This window comes from Rhabdobacter roseus (genome assembly GCF_014202275.1).
GTDB lineage: Bacteria > Bacteroidota > Bacteroidia > Cytophagales > Spirosomataceae > Rhabdobacter > Rhabdobacter roseus.
Genome location: NZ_JACHGF010000002.1, coordinates 74,262 through 97,404 on the forward strand (window position 1 = coordinate 74,262; position 23,143 = coordinate 97,404).

Consider the following 23,143-nt stretch of genomic DNA (forward strand, 5'->3'; position numbering starts at 1 on the left):
CGAATGAATTACTACTCTGACTCACCCCATGAAAGTAGTATGATAGAAGGAACCTATATTATATTTAATTCACGCAGTGGGTAACGAGTCTCTAATTTCTAGATCTTATTTATATAATTTCTTGAAAGCAATATGATATAATTATATTACCTCTGTTTACCTAAGAGTAGCCAATTTTCATGTACATTTATGCGTATTTACAGCTCAATCAGTGTACGAGAATATGGATAAACTGTCTTTTTCCGGTCATGAATCCTTCATTTGTAAGCAGTTCTGGCTTAAAAAGGTGTTCGACTATGCTACAGATGGAAAGAGCTTTAACGATGAATTCGCAGTAGTTCGACTAGGGGTTGGTAAAAACATGGTTACGTCGTTACGTTTTTGGGGTAGGGCATTTGGGGTTTTGGATGAAGCGGACGCTCCTACCGAAATCGCCCTGTACTTATTTGGTGAAACTGGCAAAGATACTTACCTAGAAGATCTTGCCACGGTATGGTTGTTACATTATCAACTAGTGAGGACTAATAGGTTTTCTGTGAGTTCGTTGGTCTTTAATGCTCTCCGCAAAGAACGAATAGAGTTCACTCACGAGCACTTAGTCTACTTCTTGCTCCGAAAGACAAAGGAGTATGGCGCAAATACTGACAATCCAAAGACCATTGAGCGCGATGCCAACGTGTTTCTACGAATGTACTCAAAGCCCCGACGGGAAGAGAGCCTCGAAATAGAAGATGATTTTGCCGGTATACTTAATGACCTCGACATTGTCAAACGGTATAAACAACGAGGGTTAGATGGGAAGCTCGTTGATTGGTATAAAATAGAAGCCGGCGAGCCCTTCGATTTGCCCTTCCAAATTGTCCTGTTTGTTATATTGGACAACTATGAAGGACAGAAGAGCATCACTTTCAGAGAATTGCTAACCGGAGTTAATTCTCCGGGCTCGGTATTTGCGTTAAGTGCGGAGGGACTATTCGCTAAACTAAAGCAGATTACAGATTATTATAAAGAGGCGGTGTATACTGAAACGGCTGGAAACCAAGTACTGCAATTCAAAAAACTACCTAGCAAGTTCGACATACTGAATGAATATTACAACCATTGAATACGGCGCGAGCTTTTCTTCTTCTGTCAATATTGTCAGAGATGCAGAAACGGCATTGAACTATATTGTCACCCCTAATACGGAACAAGCTTTTGGTCAGATTATAAATGATTTCCGTCTTGGTGTGCGTTCCTTTACGATTATTGGAGCGTATGGAGTCGGCAAGTCGGCTTTCCTATGGGCGTTTGAACAAAGTGTCTCCAAACAGAAACCGCTGTTTCAGAAATTAAAACAAGCCCCTCTTTTTACAAAAGGCGCTGAGTTTTTACGAATTGTAGGCGAATACAATTCCCTTAAAGAAACTTTCGCAAGCCATTTGAGCATCGACAGTACAGATTTTACTGTCAATGATATTTTTCAAGCGTTGGAAACTCATTTGGTGTCGGTAGACGATCAAGGGAAGACACTGGTCATCGTCATTGACGAGTTTGGCAAGTTCCTGGAGTATGCTGCGAAGAATAATCCCGAGGGAGAATTGTTTTTCGTGCAACAATTGGCAGAATATGCTAACGACCTTAAAAAGAACTTGTTGTTAATCACCTCGTTGCATCAAGATTTCAATGGGTATTCGCGAAGCCTTTCAGTATCCCAACAAAGAGAATGGGACAAAGTAAGGGGGCGTCTGAAGGAAATTGCCTTTAATGAACCAGTAGAGCAGTTACTATTTCTAGCGTCAGAACGTTTACCCAAACTCGGAATCTCTCATACCCCTCGTGACTTTCTCAAGTTGTTCGAAGCTATCAAAACCTCGAAGGCGTTTCCTTTAAGAGATTATTTCTCAGAAATAATAGCGGAACGTCTACTACCTTTTGATATTCTATCGGCGGCGGTGTTAACCCTGAGTCTACAGAAGTACGGACAAAACGAGCGTTCGTTGTTTTCGTTTATAGAGTCACAGGACCCATTTGGGATAAAAGACTTTAACAGGGAAACAGGACTGTTTTATGGATTAGCCCATGTTTATGACTACCTCATCCACAACTATTATTCATTTCTTAACACCAAGTACAATCCCCATTATGCTCAATGGGCTGCAATCCGTTCTGCTATCGAGCGTACTGAGAGTCTATTAGCTGGCCAAGAGACCGACGCGTTGAAGCTAGTCAAGAGCATTGGACTCATGAACATTTTTGCCTCTACGGCAGCCACTATTAACAGGCGCTTTTTAATTGACTATGGTCGTTATAGTTTGGGTATATCCGAGCCCGAGCAACTGCTATATGAACTCGAAAAGTTCAAAATTATCCGATTTATCCGACACAGCAATAAATACGTCCTGTTCGAAGGTACTGATTTGGATATCGAACTTGCTATCGACGAAGCCGGTAATCTAGTTGAGCGTGTTTCGAATGTAGTTCATCACTTACTTAAGCATTTTGATTTTCCATACGTTCTGGCTAAAGCCGCCTTTTATCAAAAAGGCACACCGCGCCTCTTTGCCTTTCATTTAAGTGAAACGCCACAAGAGCTAGCTCCCGTCGGAGAGGTTGATGGCTACATTAACCTTATTTTTTCAGATATAGTTACAGAAAGTCAACTAAAAGAGCATTCTGCCAATGGACAGGAAGCAGTTTTATATGGCCTCTTTAAAAACACCGATGAAATACGCAATGTATTATTTGAAATCGACAAAGTAGAAAAAGTAACAGAACAGAATGGTGACGATCGGGTAGCCGTCAGGGAGCTAAATGCTATACGGCAACATCAAGTAAGATTGTTGAATCACTATGTGCTCGAGAGCATTTATTCAGAGCGATCCTCTGTGGCTTGGTTCTTTAAAGGGAACAAAGAAACGGTCTACTCTCAAAAGGCTTTTAACCAATTGCTATCGAAAATATGCGAGGAGGTATATCCTGCTTCGCCTATATATAAGAATGAAATGGTCAATAAGACCAAACTTAGCGGAGCGCTGAGCTTGGCTAAGAAAAACTACCTAAAGCAGCTGGTTGATAATTGGCAAATACCAGATTTAGGCTTTCAGACTAATAAATTCCCTCCCGAAAAGACCGTATACCTTTCCTTACTACGCGAAACAGGTGTTCATAGACAAGTGGAGCACGGATATACGTTATTAAAACCTGACAACAGTACTTTCCTCGAACTTTGGAATATTTGTTCTGAGTTTCTTATAAGCACACAGAGCGGAAAGAGAAAGCTAAATGAGTTAAGTGATATTTTGCTTGCGCGACCGTTGAAGCTGAAGAAGGGATTTGTCGATTTTTGGTTACCGACCTTTCTCTTTTGTCAAAGAAACGATTTTGCTCTGTTTGGTCGAGATGGGTATATCCCTATCCTTTCAGCCGAGACATTAGACCTGGTAAGTAAGGAGCCAGGTACCTTTGAGGTGAAAGCCTTTGATATCGAAGGGGTCAAATTGGATATTTTCAATCGTTATCGCTCTTTATTAAATCTATCCGAGCAAAGTAGTCCAACATCAACTACTTTCATCGAGACGATACGTCCCTTCTTAACATTTTACCGCGATCTTCCGCTATATGCTAAGCACACCAAAAACTTAAGTAAAAAAGCGATAGCCTTGCGAGAGGCAATTGTTTTAGCCAAAGATCCGGAAGATACCTTCTTTGATCAATTTCCCAAAGCCCTTGGATTCAACATTCTGCAACTCCAAAGAAATCAGAGTGATTTGGAGGAATTTGTATCTCAACTTGAAAAAAGCATTCGTGAGATTAGGACCTGCTATGAAGAGTTAGTTAACAGCTTTGAGGTGTTGATAACGAATGAGTTCACAAATGGGGTAGGGATTTTTACCGAGTACAAGAAGGAACTACAAGATCGATTCAGGAATATAAAAACGCATCTTTTGCTTCCGAGGCAGAAGGTATTCCTTCAGCGTGTCAACTCCCAACTGGATGACCGAAAGGCATGGCTAAGCTCATTGGCACAAGCTTGTATCGGAAAGTCTTTGGATACCATCACTGACAACGAGCGAGAAGTGCTCTTTGACAGGTTCAAAGACACGATTCTAGAAATGGACAACCTTTGCGACATTAGTAATGATACGTTTGATGAAGAAAAGGAAATGGTATTAAAACTAGAAGTAACATCCTTTGTAAGAGGCCTAAAACGAAATCTTGTAAGGCTGCCTAAAAGTAAAAATGAAGAACTTATCCAGCTTAAAAGTGAAATAAAATATAAATTGGGACAGGATAAGCAATTAAATATTGCTACATTGACTAAAATTTTAGAGGAACTGCTACAAGATGAAGAATAAGGTAAGGCATGTATTGGGAATATCGGGAGGGAAAGACAGCGCCGCACTCGCAATTTACCTCTTCCAAAAGTACCCATCCCTAGATGTAGAATACTATACCTGTGATACTGGAAAGGAACTTGACGAAACTTATGAACTCATTAGGAACCTTGAAATTTATTTGGGTAAAAAAATTGTTCGTCTCCAAGCTGCCGGAGATAGCCATGAAGACCCGTTTGACCATTTTTTGAAACTTTACGGGGGATTCTTGCCCTCCTCCGGCTCTCGTTGGTGTACACGAAAACTCAAGCTCGACCCTTTCGAAAAATGGGTTGGAGACGATCCTGTTATCTCTTACGTTGGAATTCGGGGAGACGAGAATAGGGAAGGCTATATATCCAAGAAAACAAACATTCAATCCATTTTTCCGTTCCGACAGAACATTTGGAGCGAGGATGTCGTTGCCAAGCTTTTAAAAAACGAACGAATTCCAAATGTATTGAATTGGTACGGAAATACTGCCTCCGACAAATTGGAGCGTATAGTAGAGATAGTCTCTGAACCACTTTCAGCTAAGTTTAATCAGAACAATAAGTTAACAGCCCTATTGGAGTTGGATACCGTCGCCTTCAATAAAGTAGTTTTTGACTACTTGAAAACCACAGGCTATCCGTTGTCTGTCTTGGATGAATTTCCGCTATTAAAGAACAAGGATGTACTCATTAGAAATGACATTTTTCAAATCCTGCGTGACTCTGGCGTAGGTGTTCCAAAATATTATGAGGGACTACCGTTTGAATTTAACGGATCTGTCGGCGTATATGCTCGTAGCCGCTCGGGATGCTATTTTTGCTTCTTTCAGCAAAAGATCGAATGGGTGTGGTTGTACGAACAGCATCCTGAAAAATTTAAATTAGCGGTAGAATACGAAAAGGATGGGTATACCTGGATGCAGGATGAAAGACTCGAAGACCTTATCAAACCTGAGCGCATTGCACAGATTAAGGAAGAACAAATTAAAAGAATCGAGAAAGTAAATAGCAAAAAATCCTCATATCTGATTGATATTTTGGCTGAGTCGGAAGTGGAGGGTTGTGCAAGTTGCTTTATATAAAAAATAATATCGATGGATTTCGTTATCGAAGAATGGACCCTAAGTGATTTAATATTTAAACACGAGCATGGCTATATTAACCTAAATCCACCGTATCAACGAGGTGATATATGGACTATGCCTGCCAAGAAAAAACTCATTGAATCTATCAAACTTAAGTATCCACTGCCCGCTTTTTTTCTCTTTAAAAACGAAGTTTCGAAATACGAAATGGTTGACGGGCAACAGAGAACTAGAACTATACTTGGATATGCAAAGGGACTCTTTCCTGATATTAACAAGCAAGAATTTGAAGATAGTGATAAAGACTTTTTTTTGAATCATTATAAAATATCAGTATTTGTTATAACAATTGCTACTCAGTCTGAAATTGAAGATTTCTATTATAGAGTTAATAAATTTGGCACTAAACTCAATAGACCCGAAATTTTAAAAGCTCAGTATTCTAATAGCCCACTACAGAATTTAATAGAGAGAATATCAGACTCTCCACAGTTCGAATCAATAGAATTGTTTACTCAGTCAACACTTAATCGCCTAACGGACTTCGATTTTATTGGCGAATTACTAGGTATTTTAAAATTTGGAATTACTGATAAAAAACTCTCAGTTGATAGGTGGTACCAAGATTCTACCTTTTCTGAACCACAGGCAGAAGAGCTAGAGAGACGCTTCTTTGTAATTCTTGATGATGTGATACGTTTTAATGAAATTTATCCGTTAAAAAACACCAGATATCGTCAACGAAATGATTTTTATACTTTATTTTGTTTCTTAATTAATACACAAGAACTGAAAAAATCCAGCTTGGATCACTTTTACAAGATTTTGGTATTAATAGGCGAAGATATATCTCCGTCTCAAGAGGAGTGTTTTGCCTTTCAAGAGTATGCTACTAATTGTGTTAGCCAGTCCAATTCAAAAAATGCTAGAGAAGAGCGTTTACGCTTTTTTAACGAGTTGTTATTGAATACAATTCAATCCCCTATTTCTACTGAATCAAAAGAGAATTTAACAATTGTAGATGTGCTTAATTTTTACCATCTTCCAGAAGATTCTCTTGTAATGGTTGAGAACTATACTACTATTGATATTTGGCTCCTTCAAGAACGAACCCAGAGGTATTATTTTAAACAATGAAGTTTGAGTCAAAGAGAATAATTTTATCTGAAGATGCAGATAAAAATCTTTTAGCCGATGAAAATTTCATTGAGCACGAGGGGGGGGTGTATTTTCTTCATTATTTAAATGAAAAGTACAAAAATTCTAAGGGAGGGAACTCGAGTGTATTCACCCTTTCCCCTGCTGATGAGCCTCAAAAGAAATTTGTAATAAAAATTTGCAATTATCATCGCCCATCACGAAATGCACATGCTCATATTATCAGAAGGCATGGGCGATTTATCGAGGAAATCAAAGTTTTAAGAGAACTTAAAGAAAAAGGAAGAGAAAACATCGTATCTATATTATTTGATGGCTCGATTCGTATTGATGGTAGAGATTTTCCTTACTACGTTATGGAGAAGGCTGACTGTGATTTGAAAGAATATATGTTTGCTAATTCTGAAATAGATAACCAAGAGAAGGTTAAGTTTTGTGTGAATATATTTCAGGCTTTAAGTGATCTTCATAAAGAGGGATACTATCATAGAGATATAAAGCCTGATAATATTTTTCTCTTTTTTATTGGCGACACAGAAAAGGAAAAGGCCATCTGGAAAATTGGCGATTTAGGATTGGCTGCACATAGAGATAAGGATTACGACGATTTAGGGGAAAAAATCGGTCCTTTTGGGTGGCTATCGCCGGAGGCTATGAACAAATTTTTAACTGAAGAGGCTAATATAGGGTTTGATTGTAGAATAGATGATAAATCAGATATCTTTCAATTAGGTAAACTATTTTGGTTTATTTTTCAACGAAACGTGCCTATTGGACAATTAGAATTAGATGATTTTCTTGTTTCGATTAATCATAAAGAAATTATTTTTGAGCTTTTAAAAGAGATGCTAAGGTATTCAAAAGTTAGGCGAATCAATCGAGAGGTTTTAGGCTCTTTTATGGCCGAGTTGCAACGGTCTTTTGCTGTATAATAAGTTAGTAGAATTATCATTATATGCACTTAGTTAACATCTTTCAAAATACTATTTAGATCTTTTTCTCTATAAGATTTCTTCAAAGCATAAGCCAGCCTAAGCTTTTCAATTTCGCGAGAAGTTAAAATTTCCTTTTTATAAAGATATACTAATAACAGTTGTATCAAATTATCAGAACCCATGACCATTTTTTTCTCTATTGGATTCCAAGCTATATAGTGCATATAGAAATGACTTAACCTCAAAATTTGTATAAATGTCATGTATCAGCTTATTTGTAAAATAGACCATTCATATCTACACAAGCATCGAACACGCGAAATGATCGTAAATCACAATAGTGTCATGAAATCATGAATTCTCATCAAAAGTAAATCAATATCATCGTTCGTATTATCCTTCCCTAAGGAAATACGTATACTACTGATTGCATCACTATTTGACAATCCCATAGCTAACAGAACATGGGAGGGCTGGATTAAGCTTGAATTACAGGCAGAGCCGTTACTAATCGCAATGTCTTTATTTATGCCAATAAAAACGTCAGTATCGAATCCTAGGATGGAAACATTAACTGTATTGAATATTCGCGGAGCGCGCTTCCCATTTATAAAAGCTCCGTCTAATTTTAGTAGCTCTTGTTCAGCCTTATTGCGAAGACTTTCAATAAAAATCTTATTGGTCTCCATTTCAACCAAAGAAATCTCAAAGGCCTTTCCCAAACCAGCTATTAGCGGTACATTATACGTGCCGCTTCTTAAGCCATTCTCCTGAGCACCACCGTGTAGCAATGGCTGGATTCTATTTTGAGCTTTTGCGTAACTATTTATATAGAGCCCACCAATACCTTTAGGTGCATACATTTTATGGCCGGAAAAACATAGTATATCAATATTCGATTCTACTACATTGATAGGCAATTTTCCAACACCTTGAGTACCATCACAGACAAAGTAGGCACCTGCCTCTTTTGCTATTTCACCAATCTTTTCAATCGGATGTATTACCCCGGTCTCGTTATTTACCCACATTAAGCATATCAACAGGGTATCTTGTTTTATCAGGGAGCTTAGTTTCTCCAAATCTATGACACCGTGCTCGTTCACAGGGAGATAGTCAATGTCAAACCCTATACTTTCCAAATAGTAGCAGGTTTCCAGAACAGCTTTATGCTCTGTTGGGCAGGTGATAATATGTCTTTTTGAATTTCTAGGGTGTAGAGCCAAACCCTTTAGAGCAAAATTAATGCTCTCAGTAGCTCCTGATGTAAAATAAATTTCATCTTTAACTGAGCCAATGACTTTCGCAATGCTCGATCTAGCCTCGTCCACCAGCAATCGTGCGCGAATCCCATAAGAATGCTGGCTTGATGCATTACCATATACGTCAGTTAATGTCTGAAATACTACTTCAGAGACTCTTTTATCGACTGGAGTAGTAGAGTTATAATCTAAATACATAGGTCTAAGTTACAAAATTTAGGCCAGTTCACCTCAATTTAGTGGTTTTTTGAATTGTAATTGATGAAATCAGATTCCAGTCAAAGCTGACGAAACTCACCTACTGCACGTATCCCCTTCCCTACAAGCGTGGGGATTGATCGGGCATCAACTCTTTGGGTATCGTAGTTCGAATGTGTAGTCTCCACGGCGCGAGCGGGGACTTCATGCTGATAATGAGCTGATAATTCATTAATCAGCCGATGAAGCCTGGTCATTGGCAAATGGATAGTTATGAAATGCATCATTGAGAACCTTCTGACCTCTAGCCATCCTAACAAATTCATTATCTTTGATACTCAGGTATCAGGAAACTATAATATGAAGACGACCCTAGACCATCTCCCATCCGACAAGCAACGGGAGATCCTCGAAATCCTTGAAATCATCAAGGAGGAGGCTAACCCGGAAAAGATAATACTCTTCGGTAGCTATGCTAAAGGGGACTGGGTTGAAGACAAATACCGAGAAGATGGTGTCACTTACACGTACATCAGTGACTATGACTTCCTGGTCGTAATCAAAAAGAATGGTATAAAGGAGCAAGCCATTATCAGCCATATTGAAAATCGGTGCGAGGGATATAAAAACGTAGTCAGCCCAATTGTTCATGATATCGACTATATCAATGAGGGACTACTAATCGGTCAGTACTTTTTTACTGAGATTATTAATGATGGTATCTTGTTGTTCGATTCTGGAAATTTCCAGCTTGCCAGGGCCAAAACCCTTACGGTAGAAGAAGAAAAATCAAAAGCCAAAGGCTATTTTGACATGTGGTTTCCTATGGGATTAGAGTTTCTAAAATTGGCAGAGAATAAGCTAGGACAAGAGAATTTACGGATTGGAGCTTTCATGATGCACCAAGCTGCCGAATACTTTTACAGTGCAGCTCTTTTGGTCCACACCGGCTATAAGCCGAAAACCCATAATTTACATAAATTAAGAAATTATTCGAAGCATTTATCGACCAATTTGTATTCCATTTTTCGGTCTCCCGTGTCAGACACGAATGAATTACGCCTTTTTGATCTATTGAAAAAAGGGTACATTGACGCCAGATATAAACTTGATTATCTAATTACAGAATCGGAATATTCCGCCCTGCTAGAAAAGCTCAAGAGAATGAAAGTAGTTGTTGAAGAATTATGCGAGCAAAGAATTGCCTCATTTGTTTAGAACGGCAATTTCTAGCTACATCGCTAATAACGGGACAAAAAATCAAATTCCTTATCCAGAATCTCTTTGGGAGACATCCCTAGGCCTTTCGCGTATTCTAAAAAGGTAGTAAAGAAATAGTCCTTTTTACCATTTTCTATATTACTAATATTACTCTTGGTGAGGTCACAACGAGCTGCAAGCTGATCTTGACTTAAGTCTGCTTGAACTCTTAGAGCCCTAAGATGGAGGCCGATTTCCTGCAATCGCGATTGATCCCGTTCCTTTTTCATTCTGTCCAATCGCGAAAAAGCCGAATTTTGTCTTGAAAAATGTTATAAGATCTTGCAACAAAACTCAGGATTCACTATATTTGTACAATCAACGTCCTCACTACCGGCCTGAGAAACCCAATAAACGGGATGTTGACTATGCAAAAGACTTTAAACCGTACGTGTACGGCCCCTTCGTTTTTGAGGATGGGCAGTTTCTCAAGCCTATGTAGTGAGCTGAAGGGGCCTGCGCGTCGGTTTATGTTTCGTCTTTTTACTGTTTCTTCCCAACATTCCGGCATTCGAAAGCAAATACACCGTCACCTTGTAATCTCCTCGCCCCGCCCGGATCTTTGGCTGGTGTCTTTTACTGCCATTCCCTCACGAAATAACCGAAACTCCCAACTTCATTCATCGACTTGTAAAATACCCTGGAGACAGGGGAGAAGGTTACTGGCCTTTGAAAGGAACAATGTGTCCTTTTGGTAGGCTCTTGATTAGCATCAATCTACAATCTACCCCATAAATCCATGAACCGTTACCCCAACTTCATTTTCCGCCTCATCATCCGCAAGCCGCAGTAGGGCTTAGGCGTAGGCACCTCGTATCGGGAAGGTTGAGGCTTTGGCCGTCCGGGCTTATTAGGCCTGGCTGGGCTCGCCTTGCCTTCCGGGCCGCACCTACCTGGGAGCCGTCTGCTTGTACTTAACTCCTTTTTCATCCTTCAATCATTCAAGTTACAATGAAGCAGCTTTATTGTTCCCTGGGCAAGCTATGGGCTTCCCTGTTCTACCTATCGCTCCTCTTTTTGCTCCTGTGGTGCTGGCGGCCCGCCCAGGGCCAGGACCTCACGCACACCCTACAGGGGCGGGTACTCTCCGCCGCCGAGCGGGAGCCTTTGCCGGGCGCTTCCGTGCAACTGCGTGGTACCCGCCAGGGCACCACCACTGACGAGCGCGGCAGCTTTACGTGTACGGCCACCGGTAGCCGGGTGAGCCTGAGTATCTCCTTCATCGGCTACGCGGCCCTGGATACGGTGCTGGCCCTGCCGCTGCGGCAGGAGCTGCTGCTGCTGCTGGAGCCGGACGCCGCCCAACTCCGGGAGGCGGTGGTGACGGGCTACCAGCGGATCCCGCGCGAAAGGGCCACGGGCTCCTTCGTACACGTAGACAACGAACTGCTGAACCGGCGGGTCTCCACCAACCTGCTGGATCGCCTGGATGGGGTAGCCAGCGGGCTGTTCTTCAAGGGAGAGGCCCTCCACACGAGCTCGACCAACCCCCTGGGCCGGAACCTGAACCTACGGATCCGGGGGGAAAGTACCCTGGCCCCCACCACGCAGATCAGCCGGGACCCGCTGATCGTGGTGGACCACTTCCCCTTTGAGGGCAACCTGGATCAGATCAACCCCAACGACGTGGAGTCGATCACGATCCTGCGGGATGCGGCCGCCGCTTCCATCTGGGGGGCGCGGGCCGGCAACGGGGTGATCGTGATCACCACCAAGAAGGGGAGCCGGAACAAGCCGCTGCGCGTGGAGCTCAACGGCAACCTGACCCTGGGGGCGAAGCCAGACCTGTACGCGGATCAGAACTACCTGCCCGCGGCTTCCTACATTGAGGTGGAACGGACGCTGTTTGCGGCCGGGTACTTCAACGCCGACCTGGCCAACACCACCACCCGCCCGCCCCTCTCGCCGGTGGTGGAACTGCTGGCCCAGCAACGGGCGGGAGCCCTTTCGGAGGCCCAAACCGAGGCCGCCCTGGCCGAACTGGCCGGGCGGGACCTGCGGCCGGACTACCGGCGCTACGTGTACCGGCGGGCCGTGAACCAGCAGTACTCCGTGGGGCTGCGCGGGGGCGGTGGGGCGGCCACCTACGCGCTGTCGACGGGCTTCGACCGGAACCGGACCAACCTGGTGGGGAACGACTACCAGCGGTTTACCCTGAATTCCAACGCAACCTACACCCTGGCAAAGGGACTGGAACTGAGCACGAGCCTCAACTACAGCACCAACAAGACCACTACGAACAACTACCAGAATCACTACGGGTTCATGCCGGTCGGGGGGAAGTACCCGCGGCTGTACCCCTACGCCCGCCTGGCCGACGAGGCCGGGAACCCGCTGGCGATTACCAAGGACTACCGGGCTGCCTACGTGGACCAGGCCGCCGCCCAGGGCTTGCTGGACTGGGGCTACCGCCCCCTGGAGGAAACGGCCCTGGCCGACAACGCCACCCAAACCCACAGCCTGTTGCTGCGGGCGGGGCTTCGGTATAGCGTGCGCCCGGGGCTGAGTGCGGAGGTGCTCTACCAGCAGGAAAAGCAGGGGATCGCGGGCCGGGACCACCGCAGCCAGGATACCTACTACGTCCGGGACCTGATCAACCGCTTCACGGGGCGGGGGCCCGACGGCAGCCTGACCTACCCGGTGCCGCTGGGCGGGGTGCTGCTGCAAAACCAGGTGGACTGGAAGACCGACAACCTGCGGGCGCAGTGGCACCTGGACCAAAGCTTCAAAAGCGCGCACCGGCTGACGGCCCTGGCCGGGGCGGAAGCCCGCCAGCTGCGCACGGAAGGCTACACGCGGACTTCGTACGGCTACAGCGAGGCGCTGGGCGTGGCGGTGGCGCCCCTCAACTACGCGGCCTTTTGGCCGGTCAACCCGGCGGGAACGGCCCGCATTCCCGCCCCCGCGGGGGGGATGAGTGGCTACCTCAACCGCTTCCTGTCCTTCTACGCCAACGCGGCCTATACCTACCAACACCGGTACACGCTCACACTGAGCGCCCGCAAGGACGGGTCCAATATTTTCGGGGCGAACACCAACCAGCGGTTTTCGCCCCTGTGGTCGGCGGGCGGGTCCTGGGAGCTGAGCCAGGAGCGGTTTTACGACCTGGACTGGCTGCCGTCCCTGCGGCTCCGGGCGTCCTACGGCTACAGCGGCAACGTGTACCAGGGTGCGGTGTACACCACCGGCGTGTACATCCCCAGCCCGCTGACGGGAGCCCGCATGATCCATAACCTGACGGCCCCCAACCCGGAGCTGAAGTGGGAGCAGGTGGGTACCCTGAACGCCGGGGTCGACTTTGCCTTCCAAAACCAGCGGTTCAGCGGCAGCCTGGAGTGGTACCGGAAACGGGGTCGGGACCTCATCGAAGCCCAGCGGCTGGCCCCCTCGACCGGCTTCTTTAGCTTTACTACCAACGGGGCCGCCACCCGCACCCAGGGCCTGGACCTGAGCCTGACCGGCCGGTTTCGGGCGGGGGGCCTGGGCTGGCAGCCTACCTTCCTGCTCAGCACGGTCCGGGACCAGATCACCGACTACAGCGTTACGCCCACGGCCGGCAGTATCCAAACCAATACCGGCCGGCCCGGCCTGGTGGGAAAGCCCCTCTATAGCCTCTACTCCTACGCCTGGGCCGGACTGGACCCGGCCACCGGCGACCCGCGGGGCTACCTGAACGGGGAGGTCAGTACGAATTACGCGGGGATCCTCACCAATTTCAGCCCGGACAGCCTGGTGTTTCACGGCTCGTCGGTGCCGACCGCCTTCGGGGCGTTGCGCCAGGATTTTTCCTGGAAGGGCTTTTCGCTGTCGGTCAACCTGGTCTACAAGCTGGGGTACTACTTCCGGCGGCAGTCGGTTTCGCCCAACTACCAGGACGTCCTGGCGGGCTATACCCACCCGGACTACGCGGTCCGCTGGCAGCAGCCGGGGGACGAAACGCCGGTTCCTTCCTTCGTGTATCCCAACAACAATAACCGAAGTACCTTCTACCGCTTTTCGGAGGAGCTGGTCGAGCGGGGTGACCACCTGCGGGTGCAGGACCTGCGGCTCAGCTACGAGCTGAGCGGCCGGGCGCTGCGGGCCCTGGGCGTGCCGCAGGCCCAGCTGTACGCCTACGCCTCCCAACTGGGCCTGCTCTGGAAGGCCAACCGGCGGGGGATCGACCCCGATACCAGCTACATAAACCCGACGGACCATAACCTGCCCCGTCCCTTTACGCTATCCCTTGGTTTCAAACTCAGCCTATAACGTCGATACCCATGCGTGATCAAACAAATACTACCCTTTGGACGGTCCGTCGGGCGGCGCTCCGCCTGTGGGCCCTGCTGCTGGCCGTGGGGGCTCTTTCCTGCCAGCCCTTCGACGCCTGGCTCGACGTGAAGCGCGACCGGGCGGATGTGCTCCCCGAAACCCTGCTGGATCTGCAGGCGCTGCTGGACAACACCCTCGTTTTCAACCAGGGCTACCCGCTGCTGGGCCAGGTAAGCGCCGACCACCTGGTGGTGCCCGACGACCGGCTGAACGCGATCTCTCCCGCCGAGCGTAACGCCTACGTCTGGGCGAAGGATGTCTACGAAGGGGCCGCGGCCGGGGAATTTGCCAACCCCTACGTGAAGATCGGCTACGGCAACGTGGTCCTGGAAAGGCTCGGGGCGGCCGTACGGACGGCGGCGGACCGGGCCCAGGCCGACCACCTCCAAGGGCAGGCCCTGTTCCTGCGGGCTTTTTCTACCTACCAGCTGTCGCAACTGTTTTGCCCGCCCTACGATCCGGCGACGGCCGACCGGGAGGCGGGCCTGCAGCTACGGATGAGCCCGGACCCGAACGTGGCCGTGCCGCGTTCGACCGTGCAGCAGACCTACGAGCAGTTGCTGCAGGATGCCCAAACGGCGGCGGACCTGCTGCCGGTCCGGCCGCTGTATCCCACCCGCGCTTCGCGGGGGGCGGCGCAGGCCTTGCTGGCTAAGGTGTACCTGGTGATGGGGGCCTATGCGGAAGCGCTCCACTACGCCGAGCTGGCCCTCGGGGGCACCGCAGCGACCCTCCTGGACTACCAGGCGGACTTGGTGCAACCCACCAGTACCTTTCGGTTTCCGGCCTTTTCGGTCGAAAAGCCCCATCCGGAAATCCTCTTTTACGCCGAGGGTTCGCCCTTGTCGACCACCAACCCCAACGCGGGGGCGGCCTTCGTCGAGCCCGGCCTGTACGCCTCCTACGAAGACGATGATTTGCGGAAGCACCTCTTTTTTCGGACCCACGCCAACGGCCGGGCCGAAGTGGTGGGCCGATATACGGGTACATCCAACGCCTTTGCCGGGATTGCCCTCAACGAGCTGTACCTGATCCGGGCCGAATGCCTCGCCCGGCTGGGGGAGGTACCCCGGGCCCTGGAGGCGCTCAACGGGCTGCTGCAACACCGCTACCGCGCCGGTACCTATACCCCCCGCAGCAGCGCGGACCCCGACCTGGCCCTGCAGTGGATCCTGACCGAGCGGCGCAAGGAACTGGCCTTCACCGGTCAGCTCCGCTGGGAAGACCTGCGTCGGCTCAACCGGGAGCCCGACCGGGCCCTCTCCCTGGAGCGCCGGGCCAACGGAATGACCTACCAACTGCCTCCCAACGATCCGCGCTACGTTTTCCCGCTGCCGGACCTGGAAATTCAGCTGAGCGGGATTGCCCAAAACCCGCGCTAAACCTTTCCACTATATAAACGTGACGAGCATGAAAACCAAAAAAATCATCGACCTGCTCTGCCGCCTGGGCATTCTGCTGGCCGCCAGCCTCATGGCCTCGACGGCCCGGGGCGATCGCCCCGCCTTGACCCTGACGGTGGAGGTGGAGGAGCGCCTGGCGGTCGACTCCCTGTTTGTGCGATTCCGCCATACAACCCTGCCCCAGGCCACCCCGGAAGCAGATATGCTGTGTTTAAAAAGAAGTGGTCCGCGCACTTTCGTGTATGCGGGGAGGTTTCCGCAGGCCCGCGGGCAATTTTCCCTGCACATCCGTCCGGCGGCCGGGAGTATCTGGGAGGATCGGTATGCGTACCTGCCCTTGACCCCGGCCTTTTACTGGGAAGCGGGGGATAGCCTAACCCTGCTCATTCAAAAAAGGCAGGCCGGGAAGCCGATCGGTAGTCCGATGTACGATTACGCGTATACCTTTCGGGGCAAAGGGGCCGCCAAATACAACGCCTGGCTCCGGGTGTACCGCACCTACCTCCAGGCGCCCACCGCCCGTCCGGCGGAGCGCTTGACGCTGGACTACCAGGAGATGGCTTCCTGGTCCCAGATACGGGCGGCGCTGGATACCCTGCAAAGCCAGCGGGCGGCGCTGGATGATTTTCACTACGACCTCTTCCGGGCGGACCTGGTCGGCGGGCAAAGCGAGCGATTTGCCCGGCTCAAAAGCCTGGGCGAAACGTCCCGGGATTCGGGATGGTGCCGGGACGTGCTGGCCCGGCAGCTCATGTCCCCGCTCGATTCCCTGGCCGGAGCGATTCCCGGCCCGGTGGCCTACCATTCCCGCGCCTTGATCCACTACCAGTTCGAGCGCCTGCGGTTCGAGGCTCACCTGGCCGCGCTGGGCGGGGACCCGTTTGACCTGCTGGAAGCCGTGGCGACCCGGTACGAAGGAGGTTTTCGGGATCGGTTGTGGCTGAACCTATTCCTTCAAAATACCGAGGGGCGGGATTTGGTCCGGGACTACCAAAGGGTACGCGGGCAGATGACCGATGCGGCCTGCCAGCAGGCCCTGCGGGAGGTAGTGGTGCGTTTGCCCGGGATGCCCGTGCTGGATTTCGAGCTACCGGACCTGGCGGGGAACCGGGTTCGGTTAGCGGATCTGAGGGGCAAGGTCGTCTTCCTGGACGCCTGGTTCACGGGCTGTGGGGCCTGTGCGGCCTACTACCGGCAGGTGTTAAAACCGGCCAAAGAAGCGCTGAAAGCGGAAACCGACATCGTCTTCGTGTCCCTATCCGTCGACCGGAGCGAGGCGCTGTGGCGCAAGAGTGTGGCGTCGGGGACCTATACGTCGGCGCGGGCCGTCAACCTCTACACCGAGGGGCAGGGCCTGGACCACACCTGGACCCGGCAGTACCGGTGGGAGGGTGTTCCCAAGCTGATGGTGGTGACGCGGGAGGGGAAAATCCACCAGCTCTATGAAAATGGCCTGGCGGAGGATATTCGTACCGCGGAAGCCCTGGTCAGGAGCCTGCAAGCGGTCAAAAGCGAGCGGTAAGGCTAGCCCGGCCCCCAGGCCGAAAAGCGCCGTCGGTACGGCGCTTTCGACCAGGGGGCCGGGCGGGATTTCTGCTTACGGATTCGCCCGGGAGACGGTCACCGAAAGCTCCTGCGCATTTTTAGGAATCCTCTGTTGGCCATCCGGCGCGACGGCGGGCGAATACACCTGGCAGGCCCGGTCCCCGGGTTCGTCACAGCCCGTGGTAGGGGGTGTTCCGATGTAGTAGTAGTCATCGTCCTCCGAGGCTACGGAGTAAAAGGCAAAGGCCGCCGCTTGCGTGGTGGGTCGGCTGGTATTCATCGCTACCAACAGGCCACCGCTCAGGAGCAGGGCCAACAGGGATACCCCTTGGGATTTAACGAAACGGTTCATGATCGACTGGTTTTTGTTTTGAAACGATACGCCTACTCTTTTTTCAGGTTTTCGGCCTACTTCCTGGCGGTAGGGGAGCTGTCCTGGACGGCTCCCTGGGCGGCTTAGACGGTAAAGGGGCTAGGTCATAGGGATGGTGGGGCGGTTTGGTGAAAAAGGAGACTGTTTAGGCTTAGGAGTATGGTAAAAGCAAGCTTAGGAGATCGTGGGCTACCCGGCGGTGCGTAGGGTGGCCCGCACAGGGTGGCCCGCACAGGGTGGCCTGGCTAAACACCAAGGTATATCATGGGCATTGGGATAAGAGCCCAGGTCACCGCTTCGCGTTTTTCATGACATCTTCGGGCCGATTTTCTATCATACGACCAGTCCTTTGGATTTCCATGAACCATAACGTGGTGGCCTGATGATAGAAAACCGGCCAATTCTCTAGGGTAAAACCCGCACAGGATGATACCAACTGAGAAAATCCTTAGCCCGCACTGACGATATATAGGTTGCCCGTAAGCGGGAGCGTTTCTCAGCCGTGGGCTCGCATGACGCCATCCGGGCAGTGGGGTACCGGAAGGCAACGGGACGACTAGCCCCCTAGTAGTACGGCCTTTTAGGCGGCAACGTATTGTTTTCGAGCGCCTTGCCAAAGCTCCGTACAAGCTGCGCCAAATGCAAAAAAGGGGGGCTACTCTTTTCCGACGCGAAGCATACACTTTTCCGATACTTCCTACCGCTCGGGCGGTGGCGGGCCGTGGTCCGCCTTCACGGCTTGGGGGCTGAGGCCAAAGTACCGCCTGAACCGGGCACTGAAGCCCGCCGGATGGCTGTAGCCCAGCCGCTGGGAAACGGCACGGACCGTTCGTTGCTCTTCCGTCAGCAAGCGCCAGGCTTCCTCCATCTTGAGGTGGAGCAGGTACTGCTTCAACGGAATCCCATAGGCTTGCTGAAACTTCCGCGCCAGGGTGTCGGGGTGCAGGCCCAGGGCGTCGGCCAACTCCTGGATGGTCGGCAGGGGGCTCGTCCGGACCTGGGTCCGGAGTGCTTCCTGGACCCGATTGGCCACGTCCGGTTCCTTTTCGGGGGCCTCTTGCCGAATCCCCAGCGCTTCCAGGATCCGGGTTAGGGGGGGCGGGTCCGGGGGGCGGAGGATGCGTTCCCAGCCATCAGGGGCAGGGGATTGGACGGAGGCCGGTCGGAGGTGGGAGTGGAGACTCCCTAGCGCGTAGGCCAGCAGGGCGGGGCGGAAGGCCGGAATCTGCCCGTACCCGGCCCGTAGCGCGGGCTCGTCCAGGTGCAGTACCACCCACTCCAGGTTGCCCGCCCCGTACCGCACTGGGCTTTCCCCGGCCGGGGCGTACCAGGTCAAGAGCCTACCTGGGGTCAGGTCCAGGCCGCCTTTCGCTTCTTCGGGTCCATGCAGGCTCCCCCTGATCACATACCAAAGGTAGATACCGAAGGTGTGCCGGTGAAAGGTCAACCTCCCGTCCCGGCTCGTCTCCAGTTCCAGGTGCCGGAGGCGGTACCCGGGGCCCTGCCGGGTTTGGCGGCGCAGCTGTCCGTCCGGCCAGCGGATGAGTTCGGCGGGATCTTGGTCGGGATGGGGGGCGGGCTCCCTCGTGACCGTGGCGTGGGCGGTGATGGCTTCGGATAACCGGATGTCCCACGGAAGGTCCATGTTCAATAGTTCTTAATGGTACGAATGGCTTTTTCCAGCACGGCCACGACGACCTGCTTGTCCCGGTCCTCCACCTCGTAGGCCTTCCTCCGCATGCTGTTCCAGGAGAGGGTTTTCCGGTGCTGGGTGGAAAGGTGGGGCACCAGCAGCCGGAAGGCCTGGGCCACCGAGCGGACCTGGAGGATCTCGGTGTCCACCAGCGCCCGGACGGCCACCGCCGTCTGGTCCACCGTCAGGCCCACCGTGGCCCGGAGGGTAGCCTCCCCGGGGATTGGCGGGGGCGTCTCCCCGCCCGCCTTGCTTTTCAGGTAAGCGATCTCGGCGGTAAACCAGCGGTCCATCACCGTGGTGACGTCGTCCAGGCCCGGATCAAGGCGGACCCGGGGTTTCCGGTGCAGCTGCTGAAACTGTTTGAAGCGAAGGAGCAAGCGGTCGAGCTGTTCCGACTCGCTGGCCTGCGCCTGCACTTCCCGGGCTATGCCCGCCGTATAGTACCGCAAGAAGGCCCGGCTGTTGAAGTTCAGGTAAACCAGCCGTTCCACCAGATGTTCCGACCATCCGCCCCGGGAGCCTCCGCCCCGGGAGCCTCCGCCCCGGGAGCCTCCGCTCGGGGACCGGAGGGCCTGGTTCTTTTCGACCAGGCACTTTTCGAGCTCGGCCACCAGTTCCTGGTGATAAAATACCTCCCGGAAGGATACCTGGGCGTTCGGGCGATGGCTGGTAAATCCGTACAAGCCTTCCAGGACAAGGCCGGCGAGCTCCCCGCCGCGGGTCCGCTGCCGTAGTGGCCCTTCCAGGGCCTTGACCCGGGTGTGCAGGGCCGCTTTGATTTCGGCCAGGTAGGCCGCCGGGACTCGCCCTTCGTCCCCGATGAGCGCTCCCAGTCGCTCGTCGAGAAACGCCAGCAATTCAGCCAGGGCGTCGGACAGGGCGTGACACGATTGGTGGAAAGCCGCATGGGTTGGACCCCGGGTCCGGTTTTCGTACACCTGATCGAGCAGGATCACCAGGCCGCTGTGGTAGCTCCGGACCAGCGCCCGAAGCTTGTTGGGGTCCGTCTGGGTAAAAGCCAGGCGTTTAAGGATCGTTTTTTGCCGGTGCGCGTGGGCCCGCGCCCGGACGGCGATTGTTTCGGCCTCGGCCGGGCTGGGCGCGAGGAAATCATCCCGGGCGGGATTGAGTGCCACCGTCACCACGAAGTCCAGCCATTGAAGGGGGTATTGCATAACCTTACGCACGAATAATTCCCTACCTCTACCCCAAAAGCGTTACCGGCCCTTTCATAAGGTCCGGTTGTCGGGATAGGCGGCCTTATCCCGATCACGGAGCAGGACTGGTGCCCGGCCCAGGAGACGGGCCGGGCACCGCGATTAGCCCGCTTTGGTGCAAATGGTGCCGCTGGTCGTGATGGACTGCTTTCCCTGGGCGGAGGCGCGACCCGCTGGGTTTTCCAGCCGCGCCAGCACGTACGTTTTCAGGTACCGCTTTTGGGGGGTAATGGGCGTTTTCATAACCGTTGCTGTTTTAGGGGGAGAAAAAAGAACCTGGGGACAAAGCAACGGCAAGGAACGGCCGCCCGAAAATTTTTGAGACGAACGCGGCGCAAAATGAGACGAACGCCCCTTTTAAGCGTGTCCGTTGTCCGGCTCAGCGCCTATTTCCTCGGTGGGGTACCGGTCCAGAGGCAGCGAAATGTGCACGGTAAAGACCGCTTCCTCGTGGCTGATTTCGAACTGATGCTCGCCGGGAAACTTCAGCTCCAACGTGCTACGGATCGTACTCAACCCCAGCCCCGAACCCGCCGGGGCTGGTCCAGAATCGGGAGGAGGGACGCTGTTGGTGACCGTAAAATGCAGCCAGTCTTTTTCGACCCGACTGGTAATGTCCACAAACGAAGGCAAGTAGGTGGCGTGCACACTGTGCTTGAAGGCATTTTCTACCAAGGTTAACAGCAGCAGAGTCGGAACGCGGTGGCGGGGCTGGACGGGGCCCGTGTGGGTAAAAGCAATCTCGGTGCGTAACTCGGCGCGCATGGATTCCAATTCGAGGTACTGTTGGATCAGGTGGTGCTCCTCTTCCAGGGGGATGAAAGCCTTCTCGGCCTCGTAGAGGGTGAACCGAATCAGGTCGGCGGCCTGGTGAAGGTAGGCCGCGCCGGGGCCGGAAACGGAATCCAGTTCCGTCGCCGTGGCGTTGAAGATGTTGAAAATGAAATGGGGGGTCAGCAGGGAGCGGAGGGCTTTCAGCTCGGTTTTAGCCTTTTCTTCCTGCCACCGGATCTGTTCCAGTTCGCGCAGAAGCCCGTGTTTCATCATGTGGAGGCCTATGGGCAGGATTAAAAGCTGAAAATCGACGAGATCGTAAATGAATACCAGCCAATCCCCGCCCGCCCGCTGCGACCAGGGTTTTAGGTAGCGTTGTCCGATTGATTCGAAAATCGGCGGGAGGTTTTCCAGCCCCCAAAGCAGCGCGTAGCTCTGGTAAAGCAGCGTCGTAATTAGGTGCATAGCCACCAGGCCGACGGCCAGGGTCGCCCCCAGCCAGGCGACGCTGCCGAGGGGCTTCGGGCCGAGCCGGTATACGACCACCAGGAGGTAGTACAGGGGGATAAAACGGGCATAGTAGAGCCCATAGGCCCAGAGCAGCTCGGAAGAAGGCCTTTGTTGGGTCCAGGCGGGCACGAAAAAGAGAAGGTGGTACAGGATAAAGCAGGTCCAGAACAGTACGTGCACGAACCCGCGGTGCCGGGGACTGGTTGGAAAGAGCAGCCCACGATAGGCGCTAAATTGGGACGTTCTTGTGGGCATGGCCATTAGCGGGTCAGTAGTCTTAGAATCATCTCCCGCCGGAGCCGATCGGCAATGAGGTACTCGCTGCCGTCGATCATTTTGACCATATTGCCCTCGATCGTCTTAACCGCATGGCGGTTGACGATGCAGGAACGATGGATGCGCACAAAGTCCGTGTCCGGCAGCCGCTCTTCCATCCCGCCCAGGTTTTCCCGAACCAGGAGCATTCCCTCCGTATAGTAGATCTTGACGTAGTCTTTCAGGGCCACCAGGGCGTAGATATGCTGGTGGGGGATTCGGTGAAACTTTTTGTCCGATCGAAGCCAGGCATACCCCTGGCGCTCCGCACCGGTACCGGCCGGCGCTCGGCGCTCGCCAGGTGAGTCTTCGCTTTCCCCCGCGACGGGATCGTCCGGGAAATGCGGCTGGTGTTTGACACTGATTTTTAAAATCGTCTTGATAAAGCGGGGCCAGGAAACGGGTTTGAGCAAAAAATCCGTGACATCGTACTCGAACGCATCCAGGGCGTACTCCTTGTAGGCCGTAACCAGAATGACGTGGGGGCGGGGCGGGGGCAACGATTTGAGCAGGTCCAGGCCGGTCAGCCCCGGCATTTCTACGTCCAGGAAGATAATATCGGGGCGGTGGTTGACGATGATTTCCAGGGCCTGGGGGACGTTGCTGCAGCACCCCAGCAGCTCGAGCCACGACATTTCGCTGATCAGCCGGGCTAGGGCCTGCTGCGCTTTGGGTTCGTCGTCTACGACCAGACACCGCAAGGAAGAAAAGAGGTCCTTTTTCATAGGCTCAGCAGGTTATGTAACCCCAGTC

Annotated in this window: 17 protein-coding genes; 9 read left to right on the forward strand and 8 right to left on the reverse strand. The window is 51.8% G+C overall.

The window, feature by feature from the left end:
- The first annotated feature begins 223 nt into the window (after nucleotides 1-223).
- Genes HNQ92_RS05305 through HNQ92_RS05325 form a run of 5 tightly spaced genes read left to right on the forward strand, consistent with a single transcriptional unit; the run spans nucleotide 224 to nucleotide 7,523 of the window.
- Nucleotides 224-1,105, forward strand: coding sequence for a DUF4007 family protein (locus HNQ92_RS05305; protein WP_184171944.1), 882 nt, complete (start codon nucleotides 224-226; stop codon nucleotides 1,103-1,105).
- Nucleotides 1,086-4,337 carry a hypothetical protein gene (locus HNQ92_RS05310; RefSeq protein WP_184171946.1) on the forward strand — a complete coding sequence of 1,084 codons (3,252 nt, stop codon included), beginning with the start codon at nucleotides 1,086-1,088 and terminating at the stop codon, nucleotides 4,335-4,337. Before HNQ92_RS05305 ends, HNQ92_RS05310 begins: the two co-directional genes overlap by 20 nt.
- Nucleotides 4,327-5,430, forward strand: a complete 1,104-nt coding sequence (locus HNQ92_RS05315; RefSeq protein WP_184171948.1) for a phosphoadenosine phosphosulfate reductase family protein — start codon at nucleotides 4,327-4,329, stop codon at nucleotides 5,428-5,430. Before HNQ92_RS05310 ends, HNQ92_RS05315 begins: the two co-directional genes overlap by 11 nt.
- A gap of 12 nt (nucleotides 5,431-5,442) precedes the next feature.
- Complete coding sequence (locus HNQ92_RS05320) at nucleotides 5,443-6,570, forward strand: DUF262 domain-containing protein (protein WP_184171950.1); 1,128 nt, start codon at nucleotides 5,443-5,445, stop codon at nucleotides 6,568-6,570.
- A complete protein-coding gene (locus HNQ92_RS05325; RefSeq protein ID WP_184171952.1) occupies nucleotides 6,567-7,523 on the forward strand; it encodes a protein kinase domain-containing protein in 957 nt (318 codons plus the stop codon). Before HNQ92_RS05320 ends, HNQ92_RS05325 begins: the two co-directional genes overlap by 4 nt.
- Before the next feature lie 335 nt (nucleotides 7,524-7,858).
- On the opposite strand, the gene HNQ92_RS05330 is transcribed toward HNQ92_RS05325, so the two are convergent.
- Nucleotides 7,859-8,986 carry a cysteine desulfurase family protein gene (locus tag HNQ92_RS05330; protein ID WP_184171954.1) on the reverse strand — a complete coding sequence of 376 codons (1,128 nt, stop codon included), beginning with the start codon at nucleotides 8,984-8,986 and terminating at the stop codon, nucleotides 7,859-7,861.
- A gap of 360 nt (nucleotides 8,987-9,346) precedes the next feature.
- Here HNQ92_RS05330 and HNQ92_RS05335 point away from each other — a divergent pair, with 360 nt between their 5' ends.
- Nucleotides 9,347-10,204 carry a HEPN domain-containing protein gene (locus HNQ92_RS05335; RefSeq protein WP_184171956.1) on the forward strand — a complete coding sequence of 286 codons (858 nt, stop codon included), beginning with the start codon at nucleotides 9,347-9,349 and terminating at the stop codon, nucleotides 10,202-10,204.
- A 23-nt stretch (nucleotides 10,205-10,227) separates the two neighbouring features.
- On the opposite strand, the gene HNQ92_RS05340 is transcribed toward HNQ92_RS05335, so the two are convergent.
- Complete coding sequence (locus HNQ92_RS05340; RefSeq protein ID WP_221307392.1) at nucleotides 10,228-10,476, reverse strand: helix-turn-helix domain-containing protein; 249 nt, start codon at nucleotides 10,474-10,476, stop codon at nucleotides 10,228-10,230.
- A 721-nt stretch (nucleotides 10,477-11,197) separates the two neighbouring features.
- Between HNQ92_RS05340 and HNQ92_RS05345 the strand changes: the two genes are divergently transcribed.
- The 3 genes from HNQ92_RS05345 to HNQ92_RS05355 are packed head-to-tail and all read left to right on the forward strand — an operon-like array spanning nucleotide 11,198 to nucleotide 17,482.
- A complete protein-coding gene (locus HNQ92_RS05345) occupies nucleotides 11,198-14,494 on the forward strand; it encodes a SusC/RagA family TonB-linked outer membrane protein (protein ID WP_184171960.1) in 3,297 nt (1,098 codons plus the stop codon).
- 11 nt (nucleotides 14,495-14,505) lie between these two features.
- Nucleotides 14,506-15,939 (forward strand): RagB/SusD family nutrient uptake outer membrane protein, encoded by a 1,434-nt coding sequence (locus HNQ92_RS05350; RefSeq protein ID WP_184171962.1) that lies wholly within the window; start codon nucleotides 14,506-14,508, stop codon nucleotides 15,937-15,939.
- Between the two features lie 28 nt (nucleotides 15,940-15,967).
- Nucleotides 15,968-17,482: a TlpA family protein disulfide reductase gene (locus HNQ92_RS05355; RefSeq protein WP_184171964.1), complete on the forward strand. Its 1,515-nt coding sequence runs from the start codon at nucleotides 15,968-15,970 to the stop codon at nucleotides 17,480-17,482.
- A 75-nt stretch (nucleotides 17,483-17,557) separates the two neighbouring features.
- Here the strand turns inward: HNQ92_RS05355 and HNQ92_RS05360 are convergent, their stop codons facing one another.
- The 6 genes from HNQ92_RS05360 to HNQ92_RS05385 all read right to left on the reverse strand — a co-directional run bounded on the left by HNQ92_RS05360 (nucleotide 17,558) and on the right by HNQ92_RS05385 (nucleotide 23,115).
- On the reverse strand, nucleotides 17,558-17,857 hold the full coding sequence (locus HNQ92_RS05360) for a hypothetical protein (protein WP_184171966.1): 300 nt from the start codon (nucleotides 17,855-17,857) through the stop codon (nucleotides 17,558-17,560).
- 718 nt (nucleotides 17,858-18,575) lie between these two features.
- Nucleotides 18,576-19,523 carry a helix-turn-helix transcriptional regulator gene (locus HNQ92_RS05365; protein ID WP_184171968.1) on the reverse strand — a complete coding sequence of 316 codons (948 nt, stop codon included), beginning with the start codon at nucleotides 19,521-19,523 and terminating at the stop codon, nucleotides 18,576-18,578.
- 2 nt (nucleotides 19,524-19,525) lie between these two features.
- A complete protein-coding gene (locus HNQ92_RS05370) occupies nucleotides 19,526-20,749 on the reverse strand; it encodes a hypothetical protein (RefSeq protein WP_184171970.1) in 1,224 nt (407 codons plus the stop codon).
- Nucleotides 20,750-20,893: 144 nt separating this feature from the next.
- Nucleotides 20,894-21,034, reverse strand: coding sequence for a hypothetical protein (locus HNQ92_RS05375; protein ID WP_184171972.1), 141 nt, complete (start codon nucleotides 21,032-21,034; stop codon nucleotides 20,894-20,896).
- A gap of 114 nt (nucleotides 21,035-21,148) precedes the next feature.
- Nucleotides 21,149-22,330 (reverse strand): sensor histidine kinase, encoded by a 1,182-nt coding sequence (locus HNQ92_RS05380; protein WP_184171974.1) that lies wholly within the window; start codon nucleotides 22,328-22,330, stop codon nucleotides 21,149-21,151.
- 5 nt (nucleotides 22,331-22,335) lie between these two features.
- Nucleotides 22,336-23,115: a LytR/AlgR family response regulator transcription factor gene (locus tag HNQ92_RS05385; RefSeq protein ID WP_184171975.1), complete on the reverse strand. Its 780-nt coding sequence runs from the start codon at nucleotides 23,113-23,115 to the stop codon at nucleotides 22,336-22,338.
- Between the last annotated feature and the right edge of the window lie 28 nt (nucleotides 23,116-23,143).

Bases quoted from the DNA above. Each gene is read 5' to 3' on its own strand.
- HNQ92_RS05305 (WP_184171944.1), top strand. From the start codon at position 224: ATGGATAAACTGTCTTTTTCCGGTCATGAATCCTTCATTTGTAAGCAG.
- HNQ92_RS05310 (WP_184171946.1), top strand. From the start codon at position 1,086: ATGAATATTACAACCATTGAATACGGCGCGAGCTTTTCTTCTTCTGTC.
- HNQ92_RS05315 (WP_184171948.1), top strand. From the start codon at position 4,327: ATGAAGAATAAGGTAAGGCATGTATTGGGAATATCGGGAGGGAAAGAC.
- HNQ92_RS05320 (WP_184171950.1), top strand. From the start codon at position 5,443: ATGGATTTCGTTATCGAAGAATGGACCCTAAGTGATTTAATATTTAAA.
- HNQ92_RS05325 (WP_184171952.1), top strand. From the start codon at position 6,567: ATGAAGTTTGAGTCAAAGAGAATAATTTTATCTGAAGATGCAGATAAA.
- HNQ92_RS05330 (WP_184171954.1), bottom strand. From the start codon at position 8,986: ATGTATTTAGATTATAACTCTACTACTCCAGTCGATAAAAGAGTCTCT.
- HNQ92_RS05335 (WP_184171956.1), top strand. From the start codon at position 9,347: ATGAAGACGACCCTAGACCATCTCCCATCCGACAAGCAACGGGAGATC.
- HNQ92_RS05340 (WP_221307392.1), bottom strand. From the start codon at position 10,476: ATGAAAAAGGAACGGGATCAATCGCGATTGCAGGAAATCGGCCTCCAT.
- HNQ92_RS05345 (WP_184171960.1), top strand. From the start codon at position 11,198: ATGAAGCAGCTTTATTGTTCCCTGGGCAAGCTATGGGCTTCCCTGTTC.
- HNQ92_RS05350 (WP_184171962.1), top strand. From the start codon at position 14,506: ATGCGTGATCAAACAAATACTACCCTTTGGACGGTCCGTCGGGCGGCG.
- HNQ92_RS05355 (WP_184171964.1), top strand. From the start codon at position 15,968: ATGAAAACCAAAAAAATCATCGACCTGCTCTGCCGCCTGGGCATTCTG.
- HNQ92_RS05360 (WP_184171966.1), bottom strand. From the start codon at position 17,857: ATGAACCGTTTCGTTAAATCCCAAGGGGTATCCCTGTTGGCCCTGCTC.
- HNQ92_RS05365 (WP_184171968.1), bottom strand. From the start codon at position 19,523: ATGGACCTTCCGTGGGACATCCGGTTATCCGAAGCCATCACCGCCCAC.
- HNQ92_RS05370 (WP_184171970.1), bottom strand. From the start codon at position 20,749: ATGCAATACCCCCTTCAATGGCTGGACTTCGTGGTGACGGTGGCACTC.
- HNQ92_RS05375 (WP_184171972.1), bottom strand. From the start codon at position 21,034: ATGAAAACGCCCATTACCCCCCAAAAGCGGTACCTGAAAACGTACGTG.
- HNQ92_RS05380 (WP_184171974.1), bottom strand. From the start codon at position 22,330: ATGCCCACAAGAACGTCCCAATTTAGCGCCTATCGTGGGCTGCTCTTT.
- HNQ92_RS05385 (WP_184171975.1), bottom strand. From the start codon at position 23,115: ATGAAAAAGGACCTCTTTTCTTCCTTGCGGTGTCTGGTCGTAGACGAC.